This window comes from Cytobacillus sp. Bac17 (assembly GCF_024519925.1).
GTDB classification, from domain to species: domain Bacteria; phylum Bacillota; class Bacilli; order Bacillales; family Cytobacillaceae; genus Cytobacillus; species Cytobacillus pseudoceanisediminis.
On the sequence record NZ_JALJRC010000008.1, the window covers coordinates 149,668 to 173,205 of the forward strand.

The 23,538-nt window shown below is 44.1% G+C and carries 26 protein-coding genes; all 26 read left to right on the top strand.

All coding sequences use genetic code 11. The annotated features are described in order from the left end of the window. Positions 1-37 precede the first annotated feature (37 nt). On the top strand, positions 38-1,081 hold the full coding sequence (locus NR125_RS12590; protein ID WP_256815450.1) for an L-threonylcarbamoyladenylate synthase: 1,044 nt from the start codon (positions 38-40) through the stop codon (positions 1,079-1,081). A 111-nt stretch (positions 1,082-1,192) separates the two neighbouring features. After that, positions 1,193-1,744: a manganese efflux pump MntP gene (locus NR125_RS12595; RefSeq protein ID WP_009332258.1), complete on the top strand. Its 552-nt coding sequence runs from the start codon at positions 1,193-1,195 to the stop codon at positions 1,742-1,744. 190 nt (positions 1,745-1,934) lie between these two features. Then, positions 1,935-2,375, top strand: a complete 441-nt coding sequence (locus NR125_RS12600; RefSeq protein ID WP_019380606.1) for a low molecular weight protein arginine phosphatase — start codon at positions 1,935-1,937, stop codon at positions 2,373-2,375. 16 nt (positions 2,376-2,391) lie between these two features. After that, positions 2,392-3,687, top strand: a complete 1,296-nt coding sequence (locus NR125_RS12605) for a methyl-accepting chemotaxis protein (RefSeq protein ID WP_217035419.1) — start codon at positions 2,392-2,394, stop codon at positions 3,685-3,687. 104 nt (positions 3,688-3,791) lie between these two features. Then, positions 3,792-4,232, top strand: coding sequence for a ribose 5-phosphate isomerase B (gene rpiB / locus NR125_RS12610; RefSeq protein WP_009332252.1), 441 nt, complete (start codon positions 3,792-3,794; stop codon positions 4,230-4,232). A 22-nt stretch (positions 4,233-4,254) separates the two neighbouring features. Then, positions 4,255-4,821 carry a TIGR01440 family protein gene (locus tag NR125_RS12615; RefSeq protein ID WP_009332250.1) on the top strand — a complete coding sequence of 189 codons (567 nt, stop codon included), beginning with the start codon at positions 4,255-4,257 and terminating at the stop codon, positions 4,819-4,821. 139 nt (positions 4,822-4,960) lie between these two features. Further along, positions 4,961-5,494 carry a sigma-70 family RNA polymerase sigma factor gene (locus tag NR125_RS12620; protein WP_071159509.1) on the top strand — a complete coding sequence of 178 codons (534 nt, stop codon included), beginning with the start codon at positions 4,961-4,963 and terminating at the stop codon, positions 5,492-5,494. Further along, positions 5,487-6,482 (top strand): anti-sigma factor, encoded by a 996-nt coding sequence (locus tag NR125_RS12625; protein ID WP_071159497.1) that lies wholly within the window; start codon positions 5,487-5,489, stop codon positions 6,480-6,482. Before NR125_RS12620 ends, NR125_RS12625 begins: the two co-directional genes overlap by 8 nt. 177 nt (positions 6,483-6,659) lie before the next feature. Next, a complete protein-coding gene (locus NR125_RS12630; RefSeq protein ID WP_071159499.1) occupies positions 6,660-7,901 on the top strand; it encodes a serine hydroxymethyltransferase in 1,242 nt (413 codons plus the stop codon). Between the two features lie 468 nt (positions 7,902-8,369). Then, the gene (gene upp / locus NR125_RS12635; protein WP_009332241.1) at positions 8,370-8,999 is read left to right on the top strand and encodes a uracil phosphoribosyltransferase; all 630 of its coding nucleotides are present in this window, start codon (positions 8,370-8,372) and stop codon (positions 8,997-8,999) included. Between the two features lie 182 nt (positions 9,000-9,181). Beyond that, complete coding sequence (locus NR125_RS12640) at positions 9,182-9,313, top strand: hypothetical protein (protein ID WP_256815451.1); 132 nt, start codon at positions 9,182-9,184, stop codon at positions 9,311-9,313. 238 nt (positions 9,314-9,551) lie between these two features. Further along, entirely contained in the window at positions 9,552-10,148 is a 597-nt protein-coding gene (locus NR125_RS12645; RefSeq protein WP_009332239.1) for a hypothetical protein, read from the top strand. An 88-nt stretch (positions 10,149-10,236) separates the two neighbouring features. Beyond that, positions 10,237-10,476: a hypothetical protein gene (locus tag NR125_RS12650; RefSeq protein ID WP_009332231.1), complete on the top strand. Its 240-nt coding sequence runs from the start codon at positions 10,237-10,239 to the stop codon at positions 10,474-10,476. 166 nt (positions 10,477-10,642) lie between these two features. Further along, entirely contained in the window at positions 10,643-11,932 is a 1,290-nt protein-coding gene (locus NR125_RS12655; protein ID WP_071159501.1) for a serine hydrolase, read from the top strand. Between the two features lie 78 nt (positions 11,933-12,010). Continuing rightward, positions 12,011-14,278: a S8 family serine peptidase gene (locus NR125_RS12660; RefSeq protein ID WP_284951564.1), complete on the top strand. Its 2,268-nt coding sequence runs from the start codon at positions 12,011-12,013 to the stop codon at positions 14,276-14,278. 302 nt (positions 14,279-14,580) lie between these two features. Next, positions 14,581-14,802, top strand: coding sequence for an AtpZ/AtpI family protein (locus NR125_RS12665; protein WP_009332225.1), 222 nt, complete (start codon positions 14,581-14,583; stop codon positions 14,800-14,802). Positions 14,803-14,807: 5 nt separating this feature from the next. Next, on the top strand, positions 14,808-15,182 hold the full coding sequence (locus NR125_RS12670) for an ATP synthase subunit I (protein WP_009332224.1): 375 nt from the start codon (positions 14,808-14,810) through the stop codon (positions 15,180-15,182). A gap of 21 nt (positions 15,183-15,203) precedes the next feature. Further along, positions 15,204-15,917, top strand: coding sequence for a F0F1 ATP synthase subunit A (gene atpB, locus NR125_RS12675; RefSeq protein WP_009332222.1), 714 nt, complete (start codon positions 15,204-15,206; stop codon positions 15,915-15,917). 75 nt (positions 15,918-15,992) lie between these two features. Next, entirely contained in the window at positions 15,993-16,205 is a 213-nt protein-coding gene (gene atpE, locus NR125_RS12680) for a F0F1 ATP synthase subunit C (protein WP_009332220.1), read from the top strand. Positions 16,206-16,354: 149 nt separating this feature from the next. Further along, positions 16,355-16,876: a F0F1 ATP synthase subunit B gene (locus NR125_RS12685; protein WP_009332218.1), complete on the top strand. Its 522-nt coding sequence runs from the start codon at positions 16,355-16,357 to the stop codon at positions 16,874-16,876. Continuing rightward, positions 16,873-17,409, top strand: coding sequence for a F0F1 ATP synthase subunit delta (locus tag NR125_RS12690; protein WP_019380612.1), 537 nt, complete (start codon positions 16,873-16,875; stop codon positions 17,407-17,409). Before NR125_RS12685 ends, NR125_RS12690 begins: the two co-directional genes overlap by 4 nt. A 24-nt stretch (positions 17,410-17,433) precedes the next feature. Then, entirely contained in the window at positions 17,434-18,942 is a 1,509-nt protein-coding gene (atpA, locus tag NR125_RS12695; protein WP_009332214.1) for a F0F1 ATP synthase subunit alpha, read from the top strand. Between the two features lie 212 nt (positions 18,943-19,154). Next, on the top strand, positions 19,155-20,012 hold the full coding sequence (locus tag NR125_RS12700) for a F0F1 ATP synthase subunit gamma (protein WP_009332212.1): 858 nt from the start codon (positions 19,155-19,157) through the stop codon (positions 20,010-20,012). 194 nt (positions 20,013-20,206) lie between these two features. Further along, the gene (atpD, locus tag NR125_RS12705) at positions 20,207-21,628 is read left to right on the top strand and encodes a F0F1 ATP synthase subunit beta (protein ID WP_009332211.1); all 1,422 of its coding nucleotides are present in this window, start codon (positions 20,207-20,209) and stop codon (positions 21,626-21,628) included. A gap of 22 nt (positions 21,629-21,650) precedes the next feature. Further along, the gene (locus NR125_RS12710; RefSeq protein ID WP_009332209.1) at positions 21,651-22,058 is read left to right on the top strand and encodes a F0F1 ATP synthase subunit epsilon; all 408 of its coding nucleotides are present in this window, start codon (positions 21,651-21,653) and stop codon (positions 22,056-22,058) included. Positions 22,059-22,268: 210 nt separating this feature from the next. Next, positions 22,269-23,429 carry a cell division protein FtsZ gene (gene ftsZ / locus NR125_RS12715; protein WP_009332208.1) on the top strand — a complete coding sequence of 387 codons (1,161 nt, stop codon included), beginning with the start codon at positions 22,269-22,271 and terminating at the stop codon, positions 23,427-23,429. Positions 23,430-23,538 lie beyond the last annotated feature (109 nt).

Genomic DNA, 23,538 nt, shown 5'->3' on the forward strand with positions numbered 1-23,538 from the left:
GACAGCAAAAAAACATTTTTTGTGAAGGTGGATAACAATGATTACAAAAAGATGGTCGGTGGATAACAGTGTGGATAAAGAAGATAGTTATTCACAGTGTTCACAAGCTGCCGATCTGTTAAAAAAAAATGAAGTGGTCGCTTTCCCCACAGAAACCGTATATGGATTAGGCGGGAATGCGGAAAATGATGAAGCGGTCAGAAAAATATTTGAGGCGAAGGGACGTCCGAGTGATAATCCCCTGATTATTCATATTGCTGACAAAGGCAAGCTTGATGCTTTTGTAACCGAAATTCCGCAAAATGCGCAGGCGCTCATGGATCGATTTTGGCCGGGACCGCTTACGCTCATTTTTAATCTAAAGGCAGGTGTTCTTTCCCATTATGCAACGGCAGATTTATCTACAGTTGCTGTGAGAATGCCTGATCATCCAGTAGCCCTGGCGTTGCTGAATAAAACAGGATTGCCAATTGCCGCTCCAAGTGCGAATCGCTCGGGAAGGCCCAGTCCGACAACGGCTGACCATGTGTGGGAAGACTTGAATGGAAGAATAGCTGGATTAGTGGATGGAGGTCCGACAGGCGTTGGCGTGGAATCCACCGTAGTGGATTGTACAGGTGATGTGCCTGTCATCTTAAGGCCAGGCGGCATTACGAGAGAACAGCTTGAAGAGGCTGTAGGCGAGATCATCGTAGATCCTGCATTAGCGGATGAAAGCCAGGCACCAAAATCTCCCGGCATGAAATACCGTCACTATGCGCCGGATGCTCCGCTTTATCTAGTAGAAGGAACAAAAGAAGACATCCAGTATTTTGTTGAGGATAAAAAGAAGGAAGGCCTTTCTGTGGGGGTTCTGACAACATCGGAAAATCTGGAATTTTATCGCGCTGATTTTATCTATGCCTGCGGACAGCGGGATAAGCTTGAAACCGTGGCCAGCTCGCTCTATGAAGCATTAAGATACTTCAACACAACAAATGCTGATATTATTTTCTGTGAGATGTTCCCGGGTGAAGGTGTCGGGCACGCAATCATGAACCGCCTGATGAAAGCAGCAGGACACAGGGTCATTAGGAGATAGATAATGAAACCGTTTCGTCATGAGGCGGTTTTTTGTTTTGGAAAACGGTCGGCATTCTAAAACCGTCTGGACGTGCATATGCTGAATTAGCAAGTCCAAGGAGGCGGAAAAATGTCTGTAATGATCGGGGAAATTTTAACACTGGCTCTAATGGCATTCGCATTGGGGATGGATGCCTTTTCGGTAGGTCTTGGCATGGGGATGTACAAACTCCGCCTCAGACAAATAGCAAAAATCGGCATCACCATTGGACTTTTCCATGTATGGATGCCTTTATTGGGAATGATAGCAGGCCGATTTCTATCAAATACATTCGGAGCCATTGCCGGTTATGCAGGCGGGGGATTGCTCCTATTATTAGGTGTGCAGATGATTTGGTCAAGCTTCAGGGATGATGAAGACAGCTTAATCACCCCTGTGGGCATAGGGCTGATGATTTTTGCCTTGAGCGTCAGCCTTGATAGTTTTTCAGTAGGCCTCAGCCTCGGAATCTACGGTGCCAAAACCTTGCTTGTGCTCGTGTTCTTCGGAGCCGGGGCGACCATCCTCACATGGGCTGGCCTCCTCACTGGCAGGAAGGTACAAAGCTGGATCGGCTCCTACAGCGAGGCGCTCGGTGGTGCCATCCTCCTTGCCTTCGGGGTAAAACTCTTATTTTTATAAAAGTGAGCCTGTGTTTAAATGTTAATATTTTGTGAAAAATGGAAAGGGTGCGGGTCGCCCTTTTTCTTTTTTTGCAAGGGAGCTATAGGTGTTATGGGAATTTTGACTTATAATGTAAGAAAAGTGCAAACTGAAATATTTGAATAAAATTTTATGGTTATAGACCGATATATAAGGAGGGAGTATCTCTGTGACAAAAATATTATTTGTATGTACAGGAAATACTTGCAGAAGCCCGATGGCAGAAGCCATTTTAAAAAGCAAATCGCTCCCGGGTGTAGAAGTGAAATCGGCTGGAGTCTTTGCAGCAGACGGCAGCGAGGCGTCCCCGCATACAAAAAGTGTGCTGGAGGAGCATGGGATACCGCTGCAGCATCAGTCTTCCAGTATGAGTAAAGAGTTAATTGACTGGGCGACCTATATTTTAACAATGACAGCCGGCCACAAAAATACCGTTCTGTCCATGTTTCCTGATGCGGAAGACAAAACCTTCACACTAAAAGAGTTTGCCGGAGCCGCGGGAGATATTATCGATCCATATGGGGGACCGGTTGAGATATATAGAAATACATTTAAAGATCTGACAGAAGCGATTGAACAAATGTTGGATCGCGTAAAGAGACCAGATTAATCAGGGGGACAACATAATGGGGGAGAAAAAGGGCTATAAGTTTGGCCTTAGGAAAAAGCTCGTATTCTTTATCACATCGCTGGCCATCATTACATACACCACAAGTGCCATATTTCTTTACTTTCTATTTCCTGGTATTGAAGAAATGCTTCCATTTGGAGAGGCTGTTTTTACTATTATAACTTTAGGAATGGGTATTTTTTGGTCAGGTGTTCTTGCTTTTTTTGCTGCAGGTTTCATTATCAAACCTTTACAGAAACTTGAAAAAACGGCACTCATGGCTGCCAATGGCGATATCGGCCAGGACGCAGAGCTTTCCAAGTCAGATGATGAAATCCGTTCATTGGGCATTGCATTCAATCATATGCTTTTCAATTTAAGGGATATGGTCCATAAAATTGACGAGAATTTTAGAGAAACGAATGAAAAGGTCATTGCGATGTCTTCCGAGTCTTCAGCAGCTGCAGAGCAGGCAGATTCGATTGCTAGAACCATTAGCGAAATTTCCCAGGGAGCAGATAGTTCTGCGGTTTCCATTCAATCAACAGCTGAATCAATGGAAGATGTCCTGAGAATTGCTCAGGAGGTCCAGGATACAGCAAAAGCATCACAAAATGTTTCCGGCGAGATGGTTCAGGACTTGATGGAATCAAAGAAAGTGATCCATTCACTTATTTCAGGTATAGAAAAATTGGCCCGCGATAATGAGGAATCATTGCAGACAGTGAAGCGCCTTGAACAAAATGCCGTGAAAGTGGAGCAGATTATTCAGCTTGTCGGTGATATTGCAGCGCAGACTAACCTTCTTGCTTTAAATGCTTCCATTGAAGCAGCCCGTGCGGGGGACCATGGCAAAGGGTTCGCCGTAGTCGCTGAGGAAGTGCGTAAACTTGCAGATGAAAGTGCACAGGCAGTGCAGGGCATCTCAGAATTGATAAAAAACATTCAGGAAGAGGTCCGCAATGTTGTCACGCAAATCTCTTATCAAGTGGAGACTGCTAATAATGAAGTGAAAAAGGGGACGAAAACAAACGAAGTGATTGAAGAAATGGCGAAAGTGGTCAATGAAATGGCTGCATCTGTGTCTGCTATTTCAGGCTTGGTTGATAACCAGATGGAGGGAATACAGCTTACATCCACACAATCCCAGGAAGTTGCGGCGATTGCTGAAGAAACATCAGCAGGCGCACAGGAGGTTTCAGCAGCCACTCAGCATCAGACTGCTGTGATTGGAAATGTAGAAAGACTGGCCATCGAGCTTAAAGAACAAGCGGAAAAATTAAATAGCACAATTACTAAGTTTAAACTTTAAGGGAGCCCAAAATGCAGCTCCCTTTCTTTATATTTTCAATGTTTTGTGTCAAAATAAAAGCATAATGTCAAAATAAAGCGGGCTTCAAACAGGAGGGTTTCATAATGAAAATTGCAATTGCATCAGACCATGGCGGACTTAATCTCCGCGAGGAAATCAAAAGCCTAATGGATGAAATGAACATTGAGTATGAGGATTTCGGCTGTGAATGCGAAACTTCAGTAGATTATCCGGATTATGCATTGCCTGTTGCTGAAAAGGTAGCAGGAGGGGAATTCGATAAAGGCATTCTGATCTGCGGGACGGGGATTGGCATGAGCATCTCCGCTAACAAAGTGAAGGGAATTCGCTGTGCGCTTGTGCACGATGTATTCAGTGCCAAAGCAACCCGTGAACATAATGACAGCAACATCCTCGCTATGGGTGAACGAGTGATTGGCCCAGGCCTGGCTCGTGAAATTGCAAAAGTGTGGCTTTCAACGGAATTTGAAGGCGGCCGCCATGAAAACCGTGTAGGAAAGATTACAGCTTACGAAACGAAGTGAATCTTCCGAAAGGGTGAGCATTTTGATTGAACAATGGAAAAAAGAACTGGATATAATCATTCGTGAATTTAGCGAACAAGTACTTCTAAGAGAAAAGCATATTATAGTAGTTGGCTGCAGCACAAGTGAAGTGGCCGGGAAAAGAATCGGCACAGCCGGAACGGAACAAGTGGCTGAAATGATTTTTGAACGTCTGGACAAGCTCCACAAGGATACGGGGGCAGCTCTCGCCTTTCAATGCTGTGAACATTTGAACAGGGCACTCGTAGTTGAGAGGGCTGTTGCTGAAGCAAAAAGCCTGGATGAAGTAACCGTCATCCCTCACCGCACGGCCGGCGGCGCGATGGCAGCATATGCCTATGAACACTTCAAAGATCCCGTCATGGTAGAGTTTGTCAAGGCAGATGCGGGAATTGATATCGGCGACACCCTGATCGGCATGCATCTGAAGCATGTAGCCGTTCCGATCAGGACCTCACAAAAATCAGTGGGCGAGGCCCACGTCACCATGGCCAAAACCAGGCCGAAACTGATCGGCGGGGCACGGGCGATCTATGAACGTAAACCAGAAAATGAATCATGCAGTTAAACTCTATGGGTGACAGGCACCTATACCACTTCATCAAACTGGTATAGGTGCCTGTCACTTTTTTTTATGGAACGTGTAACATTCAGGAAGGAAGAACGTGTATAAAGTGCAGCTTTTCTTGAGAAAGGGGGAGAAACCGTTGAAAGAAAACAGGCGGGATAGGCTGGATGATTTATATCGGCATTATGCCAGACCGCTTTATTACTATTTATATAAAATGTCAGGCTCCAAGGAAACAGCGGAGGATTTAACTCAGGAAACATTCATTAAGGCAACGGTTTCTCTCTCTTTCTATAAACAGGAAGATGTAAGGGCATGGCTATTCAAAGTAGCAAGGAACGCCTATTTGGATGAATGGAGGAAACGGCAGAGGAGAAAGAAGGTTCCTTTTGCCGGCTATTTATTTTCCAGAGATGAAATAACAAGTCCCTATGGGCTGCCGGAGGATGAAGCATTAAATAAAGAATCGAAGAAAAGAGTGGCAGACCTTATGAGCTGCCTGCCGGAACAGTATCGGTCCATTTTATATTTAAGAGAATTTGAGTCTTTTAGCTATAGTGAAATCCAGGAGGCGCTGGATCTATCGGAAAATCAAGTAAAGGTGACACTGCATCGGGCCCGGAAAAAGCTGACACAGCTCGCCGATGAACATTGGAGGGAAAAACATGACTGACTGGAACAAAGACCGCGAAAAGAAAATCATGGCCAAATACCGTTTTACCTTAACATTCAGAGTAATGAAGGTCATCGCTGCCTGTCTGCTTTTGTTCTGGGTTTATATGATGGCCGTGAATATATTATCCGATGCCGCCAATAGTGAAAAGAAGCATGTATTTTACAGCAAGGTAGCTCTTGATTGGAAGCATCCGAATCTATATGAGGGTTTTGGCGGTTTTGTTAACAAAGAACTAACTCCATTTCTGACACAGAAAATATCCTACCCGATTTCCCGCCAGATTGGCCGTGAATCTCAAACAATCGGGGAGGTTCACATTGAGAAAAGACTGCTAAATTCGTATTCAACCTTAAAAATCCAGAAATATAAGCCGCAAAACGAAAACATTTACCGTTTCTCCCTGCCTGAAAATCCGAAAAGCGGAAAAAAGCTATCAGCTGAAGGGAAACCAGGTGTTTGGGCATCTCTTGACAAAATACACGACGGGACTGTGGCGGAAATGGCATTTTCCACACAGTCATTCATGGAACCTGAAGATCTTCTGACCTTGTTAGAGCCCTATGACCTGGAAGTCCTTTGGATGCCGCTCTATACAGGGGAACTGAAGGAATTTCAGACGGGGTATGGAAGCGGAGGCAACTCAATCGAATTAACATCCATTTATGGTCTGACTGGAGGAAGGGAAGCAGGAGAAGATTATATGTCAGAGTCGAAATTGGCTCTTAATGAGGAATTTATGGAAGAAAATAAAAAGTTGATGCTGAAACAGATGGAAAACCTGTTAAAAAATGAATCTCAAAGCTATTATGAAAACTTTTTAGGACTGGATCATCTGAAAGAACGTCATCAATATCTGCAAAAAAACGGCTTCACTGTCTATGGAGCAGTCGTTACCGGCCCGGTAAAAGAGCTATTAAAGCTAAAAGAAGAAAAGCAAATCCGTGCGCCATACCTTGGCGAAGTGGATTATTGGAACTGGGAATAAAAGGATGGCGACAGGCACCTATACCACTTCATCAAACTGGTATAGGTGCCTGTCACTTTTTCGGAAAACATGCTAAAATGAAAAAGAATTTTCACAAAAAGATCGATACATAAAAATGGAGAGCCTTAACAAAGCTTTCCTTTATTAAAAGTGTGTTGGAGAAAAGGGAGGATTCTTATGAAGCATTTAGCACAGCAGGATGAGCAGGTTTTCAAGTCGATTCAGGAAGAATTGGGACGCCAGAGATCAAAGATTGAATTAATCGCTTCTGAAAACTTTGTCAGTGAAGCGGTAATGGAAGCACAGGGTTCTGTTTTAACAAACAAGTATGCTGAAGGCTACCCAGGCCGACGCTATTATGGCGGTTGTGAACATGTGGATGTAGTCGAAGATTTAGCACGTGACCGTGCGAAAGAAATTTTCGGAGCAGAGCATGTGAACGTGCAGCCGCACTCAGGTGCACAGGCAAATATGGCTGTATACTTCACTGTCCTTGAACAGGGAGACACTGTTCTTGGCATGAATCTATCCCATGGCGGTCATTTAACTCATGGCAGCCCAGTTAATTTCAGCGGCGTGCAGTACAATTTCGTCGAATATGGGGTGGATAAAGAAACACATCGCATCAATTATGATGATGTGCTTGAAAAGGCCCGTCAGCATAAACCGAAGCTAATTGTAGCGGGTGCAAGTGCCTATCCGCGTGAAATTGACTTCAAGCGTTTCCGTGAAATTGCCGATGAAGTCGGTGCCATGCTGATGGTTGATATGGCTCATATTGCAGGCCTTGTAGCTGCTGGGCTTCATCAGAATCCGGTTCCGTTCGCGGACTTTGTTACAACTACCACGCACAAGACATTACGTGGACCGCGCGGCGGCATGATTCTCTGCAAAGAAGAATATGCGAAGAAAATTGATAAATCCATTTTCCCTGGAATCCAGGGCGGACCTTTAATGCATGTTATTGCGGCAAAAGCAGTTGCCTTCGGCGAAGCGCTTCAGGAAGAATTCAAAACATATGCAGGCAATATTATTTCTAATGCCAAAAAGCTGGCTGAAGCATTGCAGGCTGAAGGAATTGACCTTGTATCGGCAGGCACAGACAACCACTTGCTGTTAGTTGACCTCCGTTCCCTTGGCTTAACAGGGAAAGTAGCTGAGAAAGTACTTGATGAGGTCGGCATTACAGTCAACAAAAACACGATTCCTTTCGATCCGGAAAGCCCATTCGTGACAAGCGGCATCCGCATCGGAACAGCGGCTGTTACTTCCCGCGGATTTGGCGAAAAAGAAATGCAGGAAATTGCATCCATTATTGCCTTCACACTAAAGAATCATGAAGATGAAGGGAAGCTTCAAGAAGCGGCTCAGCGCGTCGAAGCCTTAACAGGCAGCTTCACTTTATATCCTGAATATTAATCAGTCAGCCGGCCACAGCAAGAGGCCGGCTTTTGTATGGTTATATAAGAAAATTTCGAACTTCGAGAACTGTCTGGCGCAAGCAGCCTGCCCCCTCGAGGTTACAAGCTTGTCTAGCTGGGGCTCCAGGGACTCTAGGTCTAAGCCCGTTTCCTTTCAAAAGGAAAAATGGCTTCTTACAGGAACCGTCTTATGCTTGAGGCCCGCAGGACAAGGAAGGCTTCGTCAGCATAATCCTCGCACGAACAAAAGCGGCAGCTTTTGGGAGGATGCGGGTCATGCAGACGCTGCCACAGGACGTGACGCTCTTAGCCTGCGTTCCTTAGGTGAACGAGGCGCTTACGCTTTTCTTTTAAAAATGACTTTTCTTTAACAAAAGCGAATCATAGTTGCCGATGGAACTGTTTTTCTGTAAAATTAGACGAAGTGTGGTTCGACTAATCTGCATATTGAAAAGGAGAGATAATCATGGCAAAGGTTTACGTTTTTGACCATCCATTAATTCAGCATAAGCTTACATACATTCGTGAAAAAAGTACGGGAACAAAGGAATTTCGTGAGCTTGTCGATGAAGTGGCAACACTTATGGCATTCGAAATCACCCGTGATATGCCTTTAGAAGAAATTACTATAGAAACTCCAGTCAGCACGATGAAGTCCAGCGTACTAGCAGGTAAGAAGTTAGGAATTATCCCTATTCTGCGTGCAGGAATTGGAATGGTTGACGGCATCTTGAAGCTGATTCCAGCTGCCAAAGTGGGCCATATCGGTTTATACCGCGACCCGGAAACACTGCAGCCGGTTGAATACTATGCAAAACTTCCAAGTGATGTGGAAGAAAGAGATTTCATCGTGGTTGACCCAATGCTTGCAACTGGCGGTTCCGCAATTGAAGCCATCCACTCTCTTAAAAAGCGCGGAGGCAAAAACATTAAATTCATGTGCCTGATTGCTGCCCCTGAAGGGGTAGAAGCTGTACAGGAAGCTCACCCTGACGTTGATATCTATATTGCAGCATTAGACGAAAAATTGAACGAAAAAGGCTATATTGTTCCTGGTCTCGGCGATGCAGGCGACCGTTTATTCGGAACAAAATAAAATTTTTTTCTATCACATTTTTTAAAATGAGATTTTAACAGTTCTGCAATTAATATTAGTATTATGCACCTCTCTTAAAAGGAGGTGCATTTTTCTGTTCTTTTCTATAAAGGGGAGGGGAGAAGAGTGTCAAACTACTGCAAAATTACATGGTTGATATGTTGGTGGTTGGGTGGGTGATCATGAGTAGATGGATTTTTATAGTATTAATCAATAATTATGTTAAAAGTCTCTTTCCCCGCAAAGCTGGAAAAGTTATGATAGAGTATAGAAGAAATGAAAGTATAATTCGCGCTGAAGTAGTAAGCGGTTAACATGTTGATGGTTGGATGGTTATTTGCAAATTGTTGATATATTAGTGTTTCTAGATGTTTCAAAGTGATTCGTTGGTCTGGTCACGGTTGAAGAAAGACAACAGAAATAGCTTCGTTGATGGGGCATTCACCTCAAAAATATTGATGGTGGTTTTGTTGGCGGTTAGGTGGTTAGTCATAGGTAATGCCCAGAGGGGCTGGGTGAATCGGCAAGATACCAAGAAAGGTGCTGAGGACGTTGGCAAATCAGTATTTGACAATGAAGGAGCTCAAAGAAGCACTTCCGGACATACCTGAGAATAGCTTAAAGCGCTATTTGCAGGAGCATGCAGAATACATAAATTATCGGAAAGAACACAATCGCTATAAAATCCAGGCTTCCGAAATCGAAAAGCTTAAATTCATCCGGAAATTGTATTCAGATGGGTTAAAAAAAGAGGAAGTCACAGCAAAGCTTGAGGATGCAGGAATCCCAGTGATCATTACAGTGGAAGATGAGGAAGAAAGCAGCACCACCTCATTGGTGAATGTGAATTCAGAACTGACAGATATGAAAAAGCTGGTCAGCTTTCTCGTTCAGCAAAATGAACAATCCCGTCTAACCCAAAATAAAATCAGAGAACAAAACAAACAGCTGATACATGAGGTGCATGAGCTCAAACTCACAATTGAAGATTTAAGAAATGCCCATGCACAAGGATATGAAAAAGAGAGCGAAAAAGTCACTTCCCTCTATGAAAAACTGATGGCGACACAAAAGTCTGTAGAAGAAGTAGCCGGTGCATTAGAAGCTGAAAAAAGCAAAAGCATCTGGCAGAAGATTTTTGGAAAGTAAAGGCAATCCCAAATTGCTAGATGTACGTTTAGACTGCTGTCTTCAGGGTATTGGCATAATGATTTTAAATACTCGGGAGGTCGAATAAATGAGAGCATTAGCCGTAGTAGAAGGAGCATTAATTGTCTGGATCATCATGCTGCTGGGTTCATTAATGAATACCTTCATGTCCGAAGGTTTTATCGCCCTGGTATTTAAACTGGCAGAAGGAAAAGGAATTCTGCTTACATTATTATTAATAGCTGCGACGCTAACGGATATGTGGAGAGATAAGAAGCGTGACCGGTTAATCCAAAAGGGGAAACTTGAACCGAATCAGCTATTCTAATACATAAAGGGAGTAAGCCATCATTTATTTGATGGCTTATTTTTTTCGTGATAATCTAAAAGTACTATTTTCTGAAAATACTAAAAACTATATTGATAATCGATTGAAAGATAGATAATATTAATTATACAAAATATTGTATATTGGTTATAAAGGAGATGAAAATTTGAAAAGGTTAAAGATATTGTTAATAGTATTGGCATTAGCCTTAAGTTCTGCAGTATTTTCTGGAAATATGGTGAATGCCACAGAACGGTCCGGGCAGAAATTAAGTCATGCTGATCCGAAAAAGGCTGGCTTTGATCCTGTCAAATTAAAGGGTATTGATAGAGCAATTACGGAGGCTATTGAGGATGGTATTACACCCGGTGCAGTAGTTCTTGTGGCAAAGGATGGAAAAACCGTCAAAGAGGAAGCATATGGATATGCACAAAAATACGATATGGGGGAATTACTCAGTAATCCCCGAAAAATGAAAAAGAGAACAATCTTCGATCTTGCTTCCGTTACGAAGGTGATGGGAACAACTCAGGGCATTATGAAACTGGTAAGTGACGGTGAACTTTCAGTCAATGACAAGGTATCTGAATATATACCTGAGTTTGCTCAGCGTGGAAAAGAAGATATTACAATAGCCGACTTGCTGACACACACCTCAGGATTGACTCCTTGGAAACCGACATACCTATATGCTGACAATTCGGAAGAGGTTCTGAGTTATATAAACCAGCTGCCCCTTGAATACCCGACTGGAACGGACAGAAGATATAGTGATTTTAGCTTTATGATGCTGGGTTTTTTAATTGAAGAGATAAGTGGACAAAAATTGGATAAATACTTAGAGGAAAATATATATAATCCCTTAAAAATGCATGATACGATGTTTACTCCTCCTGAACATTTCAAACATAAATTTGCAGCTACTTCCTGGGGGAATCCTTATGAATATAAAATGATTGATGACCCTAATTTTGGGTACTATGTTGAAGAAAGTCCGGATATGTTTAAATACTGGAGAAATTACACATTAATTGGAGAAGTTAATGATGGGAATAGCTTCTATGGCAATAAAGGTATTGCTGGCCATGCCGGTTTATTTTCGACAGCAAGGGACCTTGCCGTATTGGGCCAGACCATGTTAAATGGCGGAACATATGGAAAAACCAAAATGTATGATAAAGAAGTGATTGATATCTTTACCTCTCCTCAGCGTTTTGGCCAGGGATATGGCTGGGAGCTGGATAAAAGCTGGTATATGGGAGATCACTATTCTGACATAGCCTTTGGCCATACTGGTTTTACTGGAACCCAGGTTATTATAGATCCAAAGGAAAACCTCCAGATTATCCTGCTTACGAACAAACAAAACAATGGTCCTTTGCCAAGCGGATCATACCGAAGCACAGGCGCTCTTTCAAAAGAAGTAGCTAATATTGTTTATGAATCCTTGAACTAGCCGTTTATTTTATATCAATTTACGCATACATGGCACCTATTCAGCCCACCCTAAAACAAAAAGAGGGTGGGTTTTCTTATGAAAAAACTCTTGCTAATCTTAACATTCATCTCCTTCTTTTGGAGTCAAAGTACTGTTTTGGCCCGGACACTTTCACACCCTCCTATTCCGGAAGAGTCACCTGATATAGAAAAAGTGGCTATCGTCGTTCTGAAAGATGCGAAGAACGAACAGGGGATTAAGAAAATGATCGATCAAAATCCTGATCTGCAAATTAGGCATACATTCAATCAGGCGTTGAACGGCTTTTCAGTTATAGGAAAGCAATCTGCATTGCAAAGCCTGCAAAAGATAGAGTCAGTATCTTCTGTTTCACCGGTTAATACCTATCATGTACATTCCGATGACAATATCAAGCTGATTGGCGGAATTAGTGCCAGAGGCTATTATGACAGAGATAATCAGCGACTCACAGGCAAGGGTGTGAAAGTGGGCGTAATCGATACCGGCATCGATTATAATCATCCAGACTTGCGAAGGAGCTATGGCGGCGGACATGATCTGGTGGATAATGATAAGGATCCGATGGAAACAAAAGCTGCAGGGGGACAAGGCACACTGCACGGCACTCACGTCGCAGGAATCATTGCGGCAAATGGCAGAATTCAAGGGGTTGCACCTGAAGCAACCATTATCGCCTACCGGGCTCTCGGACCAGGCGGCAGCGGAACAACAGAACAGGTGATAGCGGCCATCGAACAGGCAATAAAGGATAAAGTAGATGTGTTAAACCTTTCCTTGGGAAATAACGTGAACGGACCTGACCTTCCGATAAGCATGGCCCTTAATAAAGCAGTTGAAAAGGGAATAACGGCTGTCACTTCATCGGGTAATTCGGGCCCGAATATTTGGACGGTCGGATCACCGGGCACAGCGGCGAAGGCCATTTCTGTAGGAGCCTCAACACCGACAATGAAGGTGCCATTTTTGAGCATAGGCGGGCGGGAAATTCGTCTTGATTTGCTGCAGGGGTCAAAGGATTGGGAATTTGACCGATCCTATGAATTGGTCGATGGAGGACTCGGTCATCCTGAAGAATTGAAGAATGCCAAAGGGAAAATGGTATTAGTGGAACGAGGGGAACTAACGTTTACTGATAAGGCAGTCCATGCAATGGAAGCAGGAGCAGAGGGAATCATTATTTTTAATAATACAAAAGGCAGGTTCTTTGGCAATCTGGACAGTGGTGTTCCAATTCCGGTAGCGGCGTTATCAAAGGAAGAAGGAGAGGAGCTCAAGAAGAACATTAATGAAGGAAGACTCCTTGCCCGGACTAATATAATAGAAGAAAGGGATATCCTGGCTGACTTCAGTTCCCGCGGACCCGTTACATCAACATGGGAAATCAAGCCGGATGTTGTGGCACCTGGAGTCGCCATAAATAGCACCATTCCTGGCGGTTACCTGCCGCTGCAGGGGACTAGCATGGCCGCTCCGCATGTCGCAGGGGCCTGTGCCATCCTGAAACAGGCTCATCCCGAATGGGGGCCGGAACGGATTAAGGCAGTACTTATGAATACGGCTAAGCTTCTTATGAATACAGAAGGAAAAACATATAGAACTTATGAGCAGGGAGCAGGCAGAATCCAGCTTGATCAAGCGCTGAGAGCAGAAACGCTTGTCCTCCCGGCCTCTCTGCAGTTTGGGAAATTTCAGATCGCAGACAGGCTGCATGAACACAGCAGTTTTATAGCGGTTGAAAATATTAGTGAGAAAACGCAGACCTACTCCTTTTCTGTACCTTATAAGGCACAGGGCATCAATTGGGAAATGCCTATGACATTTCAATTAAACCCAGGTGATAAGAAAAAGGTGGAAATCAAAATGTCGGCAGACCCGACTCTTTTAAAGAAAAAGATCTATGATGGGTACCTGCTTATGAAGGCAGGTGCCGAAAGCATCAGAATTCCCTATCTTTATGTGCTTGAAGAGCCGGATTATCCAAGGGTGATGGGATTCGGACTGGGCAAAGGAGATAAGCCGGGCACGTATCGCTATGAAGTGTATCTTCCTGGCGGGGCAGAAGAGTTCGGAATTGCCATGTTTGATTCGGAAAGCCTCCGCTTCATGGGATTTCTTGACTGGAAAAGAAATGCAGGCAAAGGACAGCTGCTGCAGGAAATTCCGGCAGATAAGCTTCCTGGGCCTGGGCTGTACCTTGCAAAGGTGTTTGCCAAAAAAGCCGGCAAGGAAGATTGGATTGAAACCTACCTATTTGTGAGGCCGGATGGGCAGCTTGGGGACCCGGAACCTTCGGCAAACAAGCGGACCACTCAAAGTAAGTGATAATGTTAAAATAAAACGTTTTCAGGAGCGATGCAGAAACTCGCTCCTTTTTCAATAGATATCCAAAAATTAAATGTGATAAATATGTGAACATACCATATTTTTACCTTTTTGTTTGTGAACTTTTTCACTCCAAACGCATTGACATTGACAAAGCCCTATTGTATGCTTACAAAGGGTAAAAGATGATAGGGTTTTCAAAATATTTGTGCAGACATATTTCCCACTTCTGCATGATGTTAATATGATTAATTATGGCCTCAAAACCCACTTACCATTCTCTTAAGGGAGGATGCGTTTTTATGCGTCAAAAAGACCGCAACCCATTTAAGGCGATGGCCTTAATGTCCGCCATTCTTTCTCAGTTAGTAGGTTCCACGCTCATTGGCATTTTCGCCGGAAGGTGGCTTGACAGCAAGGCAGGAACAGAGCCGTTATTCCTATTGGTCGGTTTGTTCATTGGACTGGGCGCCGGGATTTACGCCATGCTTCGCTTAATCCAACATTTCTTCACAGGAGAATGAACATCATGCCGGAAATCAAAGTAACTTTTCAAAGACAGCGAAAATACATATTCCTTTTGTTGTCTGTATACGTTCTCGGCTGGGGGTTTACACCTTATCAATCTATTTTTCTGGGCTTGATATTTGGTACAAGCTTAAGCCTGTTCAATTTGTGGCTGATTTCACGAAAGGCGCTGCAGTTTGGAGAGGCAGTCGAGAGAGGCGAGAAGGTGCGTTCACTTGGAACGGTATCCAGAATGGCTACAGCAGTATTTGCTGTGATGATCGCTCTGGAATACCCTGATAAGCTGCACCTGATCAGTGTGGTATTTGGATTAATGACATCCTATATTGTCATTATGATAGATTATTTTCTTCAATCTTTTCAATTACGTAAATAGCGGGAAGAGAGGTGAACACTATTGCATCATGAAGCTCCTATAGTGGACTTTTTAGGATTGAATTTTAACTTATCAAACGTACTGATGATTACAGTGGCAAGTGCTATTGTTTTCATTATTGCTTTGCTTTCAACCCGTCGATTGGCCATGAAACCAACGGGGATGCAAAATTTCTTCGAATGGATTATGGATTTTGTTAAGAATATCATTAACAGCACGATGGACTGGAAGACAGGCGGAAGATTCCACATCCTTGGATTAACCCTGATCATGTATATCTTTGTTTCAAACATGCTCGGACTTCCGTTCGCAATCACTTATGATCACACTTTATGGTGGAAATCGCCGACAGCCGATCCTGTTATCACATTAACATTAGCGGCAATGGTTGTTGGGCTTTCGCATTACTATGGCGTAAAGCTTAAAGGAGTAGGAGAATACGGCCGGGATTTTATCAGGCCAATGCCTTTCTTGTTCCCATTGAAAATCATTGAAGAGTTTGCAAACACTCTGACGTTGGGACTTCGTCTTTACGGTAATATCTATGCAGGTGAAATCCTGCTGACATTGCTTGTCGGAGGACTGGCTCACGCCGGTGTAGGCGGAATGCTTGCAGCAATCCTGCCGACACTTGTATGGCAAGGATTCTCAATCTTTGTCGGATCTATCCAGGCATTCATTTTCTGTATGTTAACAATGGTTTATATGGCACACAAAGTGAGCCATGACCATTAATATATACCTGTTCATTTCATGGACAAAACATTTTAAACAAATAAATTTTCATACAATTTAAGGAGGAACTCAATAATGGGTCTTTTAGCAGCAGCAATTGCAATCGGTTTAGCAGCACTAGGTGCCGGTATCGGTAACGGTCTTATCGTATCAAAAACAGTTGAAGGTATGGCTCGCCAGCCAGAAGCTCGCGGTATGCTTCAAACTACAATGTTCATCGGGGTTGCGTTAGTAGAGGCTGTTCCGATCATCGGCGTTGTTATCGCGTTCATGGTTATCGGCGGTTAATTAATACTGTACCAATCGTTCTAAATGGCGAAGATCATTCTATGAACCTTCGCCATTCCTTTATGTTTTTTTACCTTAAAACTAATTCGGAATCATGCATATGACTCCGTTTCATAAGTGGAACAACTCTTGAAGGGAGTGAATCGAGGGTGTTAACAAACAGTCTAGTATTAGGCGCTGCAGGCGGCGGTTTTAACGGCGGGGACATTTTGTACCAGCTGATCATGTTCATCATCTTGTTGGCATTGCTGAAAAAATTCGCGTGGGGTCCTTTAATGGGCATTATGCAGCAGCGTGAAGAGCACATTGCCAGTGAAATCCAAGCGGCAGAAGAAAGCCGTACAGAAGCAAAAAAACTTTTAGAAGAGCAAAGAAATCTTTTAAAAGAAGCACGTACAGAAGCACAGGGCCTTATCGAAAATGCGAAGAAACAAGGCGACGTGCAGCGTGAGGAAATCATTGCGGCTGCCCGCACTGAGTCTGAACGCATTAAGGAATCTGCTAAGCTTGAAATCGAGCAGCAGAAAGAACAGGCGGTTGCCGCTATCCGCGAGCAGGTCGCTTCATTGTCTGTCCTAATTGCTTCCAAGGTTATTGAGAAGGAATTAAGCGCAGCTGATCAAGAAAAGCTGATCAATGAATACATTCAAGAGGCAGGAGAAAAGCGATGACGGGCTCCACAGTAGCAAAGCGCTACGCGTTGGCTCTTTTCCAGCTTGCGAATGAACACCAGCTTCTTGACCAAATGGAAGAAGAGCTTCGTGCAGTGAAAGAAGTAGTAACTAATAACTCAGATTTAAAGTCTGTATTGAAATCTCCAAAGCTTTCAATTGAGAAGAAAAAAGAGATTTTAAAAGACGCATTTGCATCTGTGAACACGTTTGTATTAAATACGTTAATGATACTAATTGAACGCCACCGCGAAGATCATATCTCTGATGTGGCAGATCATTTTATAAGCCTTGCGAATGACAAAAAAGGGATTGCGGATGCGAAAGTATACACTGTTCGTCCGCTGACTGAAGCAGAGAAGGAAGCATTATCTGTGTCATTTGCAGCTAAGGTTGGAAAAAAATCACTTCGTATTGACAATATAGTTGATACTAACTTGCTCGGCGGCATCAAGCTTCGAATCGGAAACCGGATTTTCGACGGCAGCTTGCGCGGGAAGCTTGAGCGTCTTGAACGTCAATTATTAGGCTAAGATTCGTAGATAGGGGTGAAACTCATGAGCATCAATGCTGAAGAAATCAGTGCGCTGATAAAAAAGCAAATCGAAAACTATCAGTCGGAAATTCAAGTGAGTGATGTAGGTACGGTTATCTCTGTTGGTGACGGTATCGCTCGTGCTCATGGCCTCGACAATGTCATGGCTGGAGAACTTGTTGAATTTTCAAACGGCGTTATGGGTATGGCACAAAACCTTGAAGAAAATAACGTCGGTATTATCATTTTAGGACCATTTACAGAAATCCGTGAAGGCGATGAAGTACGCCGTACGGGCCGCATCATGGAGGTACCGGTTGGTGAAGAACTAATCGGCCGCGTAGTAAACCCTCTTGGACAGCCAGTAGATGGCATGGGACCAATCAACACAACAAAATCACGTCCAATTGAAAGCCCGGCACCAGGTGTTATGGATCGTAAATCTGTACACGAGCCGCTTCAGACAGGCATCAAGGCGATTGACGCTCTTGTGCCAATCGGCCGCGGACAGCGTGAGTTAATCATCGGTGACCGTCAAACAGGTAAAACATCTGTTGCAATTGATACAATCCTGAACCAAAAAGATCAGGATATGGTATGTATCTATGTAGCAATCGGACAAAAAGAATCTACTGTTCGTAATGCAGTAGAAACGCTTCGTAAGCAAGGTGCCTTAGATTACACAATTGTTGTAACAGCATCTGCATCACAGCCTGCTCCATTGCTATACTTAGCTCCTTACGCTGGTGTAACTATGGGTGAAGAGTTCATGTACAACGGGAAGCACGTTCTTGTTGTGTATGATGACTTAACAAAGCAAGCTTCTGCTTACCGTGAGCTTTCATTGCTATTGCGCCGTCCTCCAGGCCGTGAAGCATATCCAGGGGACGTATTCTACTTGCACAGCCGCTTGCTTGAGCGCGCTGCGAAGCTAAGCGATGCGAAAGGTGCAGGTTCAATCACTGCGCTTCCATTTATCGAAACACAAGCAGGGGACGTATCTGCTTATATTCCAACAAACGTTATCTCAATCACTGACGGACAAATTTTCCTTCAGTCAGACCTATTCTTCTCCGGTGTACGTCCGGCGATCAACGCAGGTCTTTCTGTATCACGTGTAGGTGGATCTGCACAGATCAAAGCAATGAAAAAGGTTGCAGGTACACTGCGTCTTGACCTTGCTTCATACCGTGAACTTGAATCATTTGCCCAGTTCGGTTCTGACCTTGATAAAGCAACACAGGCTAAACTTAACCGTGGTGCCCGTACAGTAGAGGTTCTAAAGCAGGATCTTAACAAGCCGTTAAAAGTTGAGAAGCAGGTTGCAATCCTTTACGCTCTAACTCGCGGCTTCTTAGATGACATTCCTGTACAGGATATTCGTCGTTTCGAATCTGAATTCCTTTCATGGTTAGACCATAACCGCAAAGATTTGTTAGACCATATCGTGGCTACTAAAGAACTTCCTTCTGATGACGATATGGCATCTGCGATTAACGACTTTAAGAAAACTTTCGCAGTATCCGAATAATCGAGATTGCCCGGATGGGGAAGTGCTCCCCATCTAAGCACCTCAATTCGGTTCTGACAAACAATAAAAAGCGGAAGCGCCTTGGTCAGCCCCGACAAGCATAAGACTAGCCCTGCAGGAAGGTGTTCTTTACTTCCGGAAGGGATTGGCTTATGACCTCGAGGGGTTAGGCGCTGCAGCTGGCCTAATCTGAATAAGGGTGGTGAGAACCTGTGGCATCATTACGCGATATAAAAAATCGTATTACTTCTACGAAGAAAACGAGTCAAATTACAAAAGCAATGCAGATGGTATCAGCTGCGAAAATGAATAAGGCAGAAATGAATGCAAAGTCATTCGTGCCTTACATGGAGAAAATCCAGGAAGTTACGGCATCCATCGCTTTGGGAAGCAAAGATGTATCACATCCAATGCTGACCAGCCGCCCTGTCAAGAAAACTGGTTACCTGGTAATCACGTCTGACCGCGGACTTGCGGGAGCTTATAACAGTAACGTATTGCGAAATGTCTACCAGACGATTCAAAAGCGCCATAAATCACCTGATGAGTATGCAATCATTGCGATCGGACGTGTTGGCCGCGACTTTTTCAAAAAGCGCAATATGAACGTCATTCTGGATATCGTTGCCGTTGCAGACCAGCCAGCATTTGCTGAAATCAAAGATATTGCCAGCAAAACAGTTGGCATGTTTGCTGATGAAACATTTGATGAATTATATATGTACTACAGCCATTATGTCAGCGCGATTCAACAGGATGTAACAGAGAAGAAGCTTCTTCCGCTTACGGATATCTCCAGCTCGAAAAAGCTTACATCATATGAGTTTGAACCTTCCGCTGAAGAAATTTTAAAAGTATTGCTGCCTCAATACGCTGAAAGCTTAATCTACGGTGCGCTATTAGACAGTAAGGCAAGTGAGCATGCTGCAAGGATGACAGCGATGCAGAATGCAACGGATAATGCTAAAGATCTTATTAACTCATTAAGCTTAAGCTACAACCGTGCACGTCAGGCAGCCATCACGCAGGAAATTACCGAAATCGTCGGCGGAGCAGCCGCGTTAGAATAATAAAGAAAAGCAGAAGCGCCTCGATCAGCCCCTAAAAGCATAAGACGAGCCCTGCAGGAAGGTGTTCTATCCTTCAGGAAGGAAATGGCTTATGACTCGATGGGCTAGGCGCCAGAGCTAGACAAACGAAAAGCGGAGTTAGCAGGTGAGTTGTTGCCTGCTCTCCATTATGTAAAACGAACGGAGGGAAAAAGATGAACAAAGGACGCGTTCTTCAAGTTATGGGTCCGGTTGTTGACGTAAAGTTCGAAAGCGGCCAGCTTCCTGAGATCTATAATGCATTGACTGTTACAAATCCTGCGCGTAACGAATCTGAAGTTGACATCAACTTAACCCTTGAAGTTGCCCTTCATTTAGGTGATGATACAGTCCGTACCATTGCAATGTCTTCTACTGACGGCTTACAGCGCGGAAGTGAAGTTGTTGACACGGGTGCTTCAATCTCTGTACCAGTAGGTGATGTAACACTTGGACGTGTATTCAACGTACTTGGTGAATCAATCGACTTAGATCCTGCAATCCCTGCAGATGCCCGTCGTGATTCTATCCACAGAGAGGCTCCTAAGTTTGAGCAGCTTTCTACTGAAGTAGAAATTCTTGAAACTGGAATTAAGGTAGTAGACCTTCTTGCTCCATACATTAAAGGTGGTAAGATCGGTCTGTTCGGTGGTGCCGGTGTAGGTAAAACCGTATTAATCCAGGAATTGATCAATAACATCGCTCAGGAGCACGGCGGTATTTCCGTATTTGCCGGTGTAGGTGAGCGTACTCGTGAAGGTAATGACCTTTATCATGAAATGACAGATTCAGGCGTTATCAAGAAAACAGCGATGGTATTCGGTCAGATGAACGAGCCGCCAGGAGCGCGTATGCGTGTTGCCCTGACAGGTTTGACAATGGCAGAATTCTTCCGTGATGACCAGGGACAGGACGTTCTTTTCTTCATGGATAACATCTTCCGTTTCACACAGGCAGGTTCAGAGGTATCTGCCCTATTAGGCCGTATGCCATCTGCCGTTGGTTACCAGCCGACACTTGCAACTGAAATGGGTAAATTACAGGAACGTATCACATCTACTAACGTAGGTTCTGTTACTTCCATCCAGGCGATTTACGTACCAGCCGATGACTATACGGATCCGGCTCCGGCTACAACTTTCGCCCACTTAGATGCAACAACTAACCTTGAGCGTAAGCTTTCTGAGATGGGTATCTACCCAGCGGTGGATCCGCTCGCTTCCACTTCCCGTGCATTGTCACCGGAAATTGTTGGCGAAGAGCACTACTCAGTTGCACGCCAGGTGCAGCAGACATTACAGCGTTACAGAGAACTTCAGGATATCATTGCGATTCTTGGTATGGACGAGCTTTCTGATGAAGATAAGCTAGTCGTAGCACGTGCACGCCGTATCCAGTTCTTCTTATCACAAAACTTCCACGTTGCTGAGCAGTTTACTGGCCAGCCAGGTTCATACGTACCGGTTAAAGAAACTGTTAAAGGTTTCAAAGATATTCTTGAAGGAAAGTATGACCACCTGCCAGAAGATGCATTCCGACTTGTCGGCCGAATCGAAGAAGTTATCGAGAGTGCTAAGAAAATGGGCGTAGAGGTCTAATTCTGGACCAGGAGGGTAAAAAATGAAGACGATTAAAGTCAGTGTTGTTACTCCCGATGGCCCGGTGTATGAATCAGATGTGGAAATGGTAAGCACAAAAGCTCAAAGCGGTGAGCTTGGAATTTTACCTGGACACATTCCAATGGTTGCACCGTTACAAATTGGAGCCGTTCGTTTAAAAAACGGCGGAAAAACTGATTTCGTCGCAGTCAGCGGCGGATTCCTGGAAGTTCGTCCGGAGCAGGTAACGATATTAGCGCAATCTGCTGAGCAGGCAGAAGAAATTGATGTAGAGCGTGCCGTTCGTGCGAAACAGCGTGCTGAACAGCGCCTGAATGAGCAGAAGCGTGAAAACATTGATTTTCGCCGTGCAGAGCTTGCACTTCAGCGTGCAATCAATCGGATCGAAGTTTCGGAAAGAAAGTTCTAATAAAAACATCAGCACCCCTGGCTAAGCTGGGGGTGTTTTTTTATAGTAATATTTACCACCGGAATTTTAAGAAAATTGCCCCAAAAAATAGATAAATCACTCGAATTCTTTCATATAGGCCTTTACAATAGAAGAGAGTAAACCTTTAAAGGGTTACTCTCTTTTTTAAAGCAATCATGCAAGTCTATTTGAATTAAAGGAGGAGCCGCAATGCTGGAGTTTGATACAAATATAGACCAATATGCTACGATCAAAGTCATCGGTGTCGGAGGCGGGGGAAACAACGCTGTAAACAGGATGATTGAACATGGAGTTGAGGGAGTAGAGTTTATTGCTGTTAATACAGATGGACAAGCTCTAAATCAATCAAAGGCAGAAGTAACCATGCAAATCGGTGCTACCTTAACGAGGGGCCTGGGAGCAGGGGCAAATCCTGATGTAGGCAGGAAGGCGGCTGAAGAAAGTGAAAGCCAGCTTCGTGAAGTATTGAAGGGTGCTGACATGGTATTCGTTACTGCCGGAATGGGCGGCGGAACTGGAACTGGTGCTGCTCCTGCCATTGCACGCATTGCCCGTGAAGTAGGCGCTCTGACAATTGGTGTGGTAACCCGCCCCTTCAAGTTCGAGGGCCGCAAGCGTGCAGCCAATGCGGATGCAGGCATTGAGGCAATGAAAAAAGCAGTCGATACGCTAATTATTATTCCAAATGATCGCTTATTAGAGATTATTGATAAGAAAACACCTATGCTTGAAGCGTTTATGGAAGCGGATAATGTCCTCCGCCAGGGTGTTCAGGGTATTTCTGATTTGATTGCCGTTCCTGGTTTAATCAATCTCGATTTTGCCGATGTTAAAACAGTTATGTCCCATAAAGGAACAGCCTTGATGGGGATTGGAATTGCCACAGGGGAAGACCGTGCGGCTGAAGCAGCCCGTAAAGCAATATCAAGTCCTTTATTAGAAACTTCCATTAATGGAGCCCGCGGCGTCATCATGAATATTACAGGCGGTGCTAATATCAGCTTATATGAAGTGCAAGAGGCTGCAGATATCGTCGCTTCCGCTTCAGACGAGGAAGTGAATATGATTTTTGGCTCGGTCATCAATGATTCCCTAAAGGAAGAAATACTTGTTACGGTTATTGCGACCGGCTTTAACGAGCAAGAGGAATTACGTGCCAAACCTAGTTCAAAACCATCAGCAGAGAGAGACTATGCCCATACATATCAGTATGCAGAAGAACCAAGCAATCGCCGGCCGGTTAGAGAACAAAGGGAACCGGTTCAGGAAGATTACCGGGTGCAGGCTGACCCGCAAGAAGAGTCACTTGATACCCCGGCGTTCCTTAGAAACCGAAGAAGACGCTACTAATAAAAAACAGGCTGCCTTTTAGAGGGCAGCCTGTCAGACTGTCGACAAACTCGATGAAAATCGTGCTTGTCTGCAGTCTTTTTTATTTTAAAATAGAAGTAATACAATG

Bases quoted from the DNA above. Each gene is read 5' to 3' on its own strand.
- NR125_RS12590 (WP_256815450.1), top strand. From the start codon at position 38: ATGATTACAAAAAGATGGTCGGTGGATAACAGTGTGGATAAAGAAGAT.
- NR125_RS12595 (WP_009332258.1), top strand. From the start codon at position 1,193: ATGTCTGTAATGATCGGGGAAATTTTAACACTGGCTCTAATGGCATTC.
- NR125_RS12605 (WP_217035419.1), top strand. From the start codon at position 2,392: ATGGGGGAGAAAAAGGGCTATAAGTTTGGCCTTAGGAAAAAGCTCGTA.
- rpiB (WP_009332252.1), top strand. From the start codon at position 3,792: ATGAAAATTGCAATTGCATCAGACCATGGCGGACTTAATCTCCGCGAG.
- NR125_RS12625 (WP_071159497.1), top strand. From the start codon at position 5,487: ATGACTGACTGGAACAAAGACCGCGAAAAGAAAATCATGGCCAAATAC.
- NR125_RS12630 (WP_071159499.1), top strand. From the start codon at position 6,660: ATGAAGCATTTAGCACAGCAGGATGAGCAGGTTTTCAAGTCGATTCAG.
- upp (WP_009332241.1), top strand. From the start codon at position 8,370: ATGGCAAAGGTTTACGTTTTTGACCATCCATTAATTCAGCATAAGCTT.
- NR125_RS12640 (WP_256815451.1), top strand. From the start codon at position 9,182: ATGAGTAGATGGATTTTTATAGTATTAATCAATAATTATGTTAAAAGT.
- NR125_RS12650 (WP_009332231.1), top strand. From the start codon at position 10,237: ATGAGAGCATTAGCCGTAGTAGAAGGAGCATTAATTGTCTGGATCATC.
- NR125_RS12660 (WP_284951564.1), top strand. From the start codon at position 12,011: ATGAAAAAACTCTTGCTAATCTTAACATTCATCTCCTTCTTTTGGAGT.
- NR125_RS12665 (WP_009332225.1), top strand. From the start codon at position 14,581: ATGCGTCAAAAAGACCGCAACCCATTTAAGGCGATGGCCTTAATGTCC.
- NR125_RS12670 (WP_009332224.1), top strand. From the start codon at position 14,808: ATGCCGGAAATCAAAGTAACTTTTCAAAGACAGCGAAAATACATATTC.
- atpE (WP_009332220.1), top strand. From the start codon at position 15,993: ATGGGTCTTTTAGCAGCAGCAATTGCAATCGGTTTAGCAGCACTAGGT.
- NR125_RS12690 (WP_019380612.1), top strand. From the start codon at position 16,873: ATGACGGGCTCCACAGTAGCAAAGCGCTACGCGTTGGCTCTTTTCCAG.
- atpA (WP_009332214.1), top strand. From the start codon at position 17,434: ATGAGCATCAATGCTGAAGAAATCAGTGCGCTGATAAAAAAGCAAATC.
- atpD (WP_009332211.1), top strand. From the start codon at position 20,207: ATGAACAAAGGACGCGTTCTTCAAGTTATGGGTCCGGTTGTTGACGTA.
- NR125_RS12710 (WP_009332209.1), top strand. From the start codon at position 21,651: ATGAAGACGATTAAAGTCAGTGTTGTTACTCCCGATGGCCCGGTGTAT.
- ftsZ (WP_009332208.1), top strand. From the start codon at position 22,269: ATGCTGGAGTTTGATACAAATATAGACCAATATGCTACGATCAAAGTC.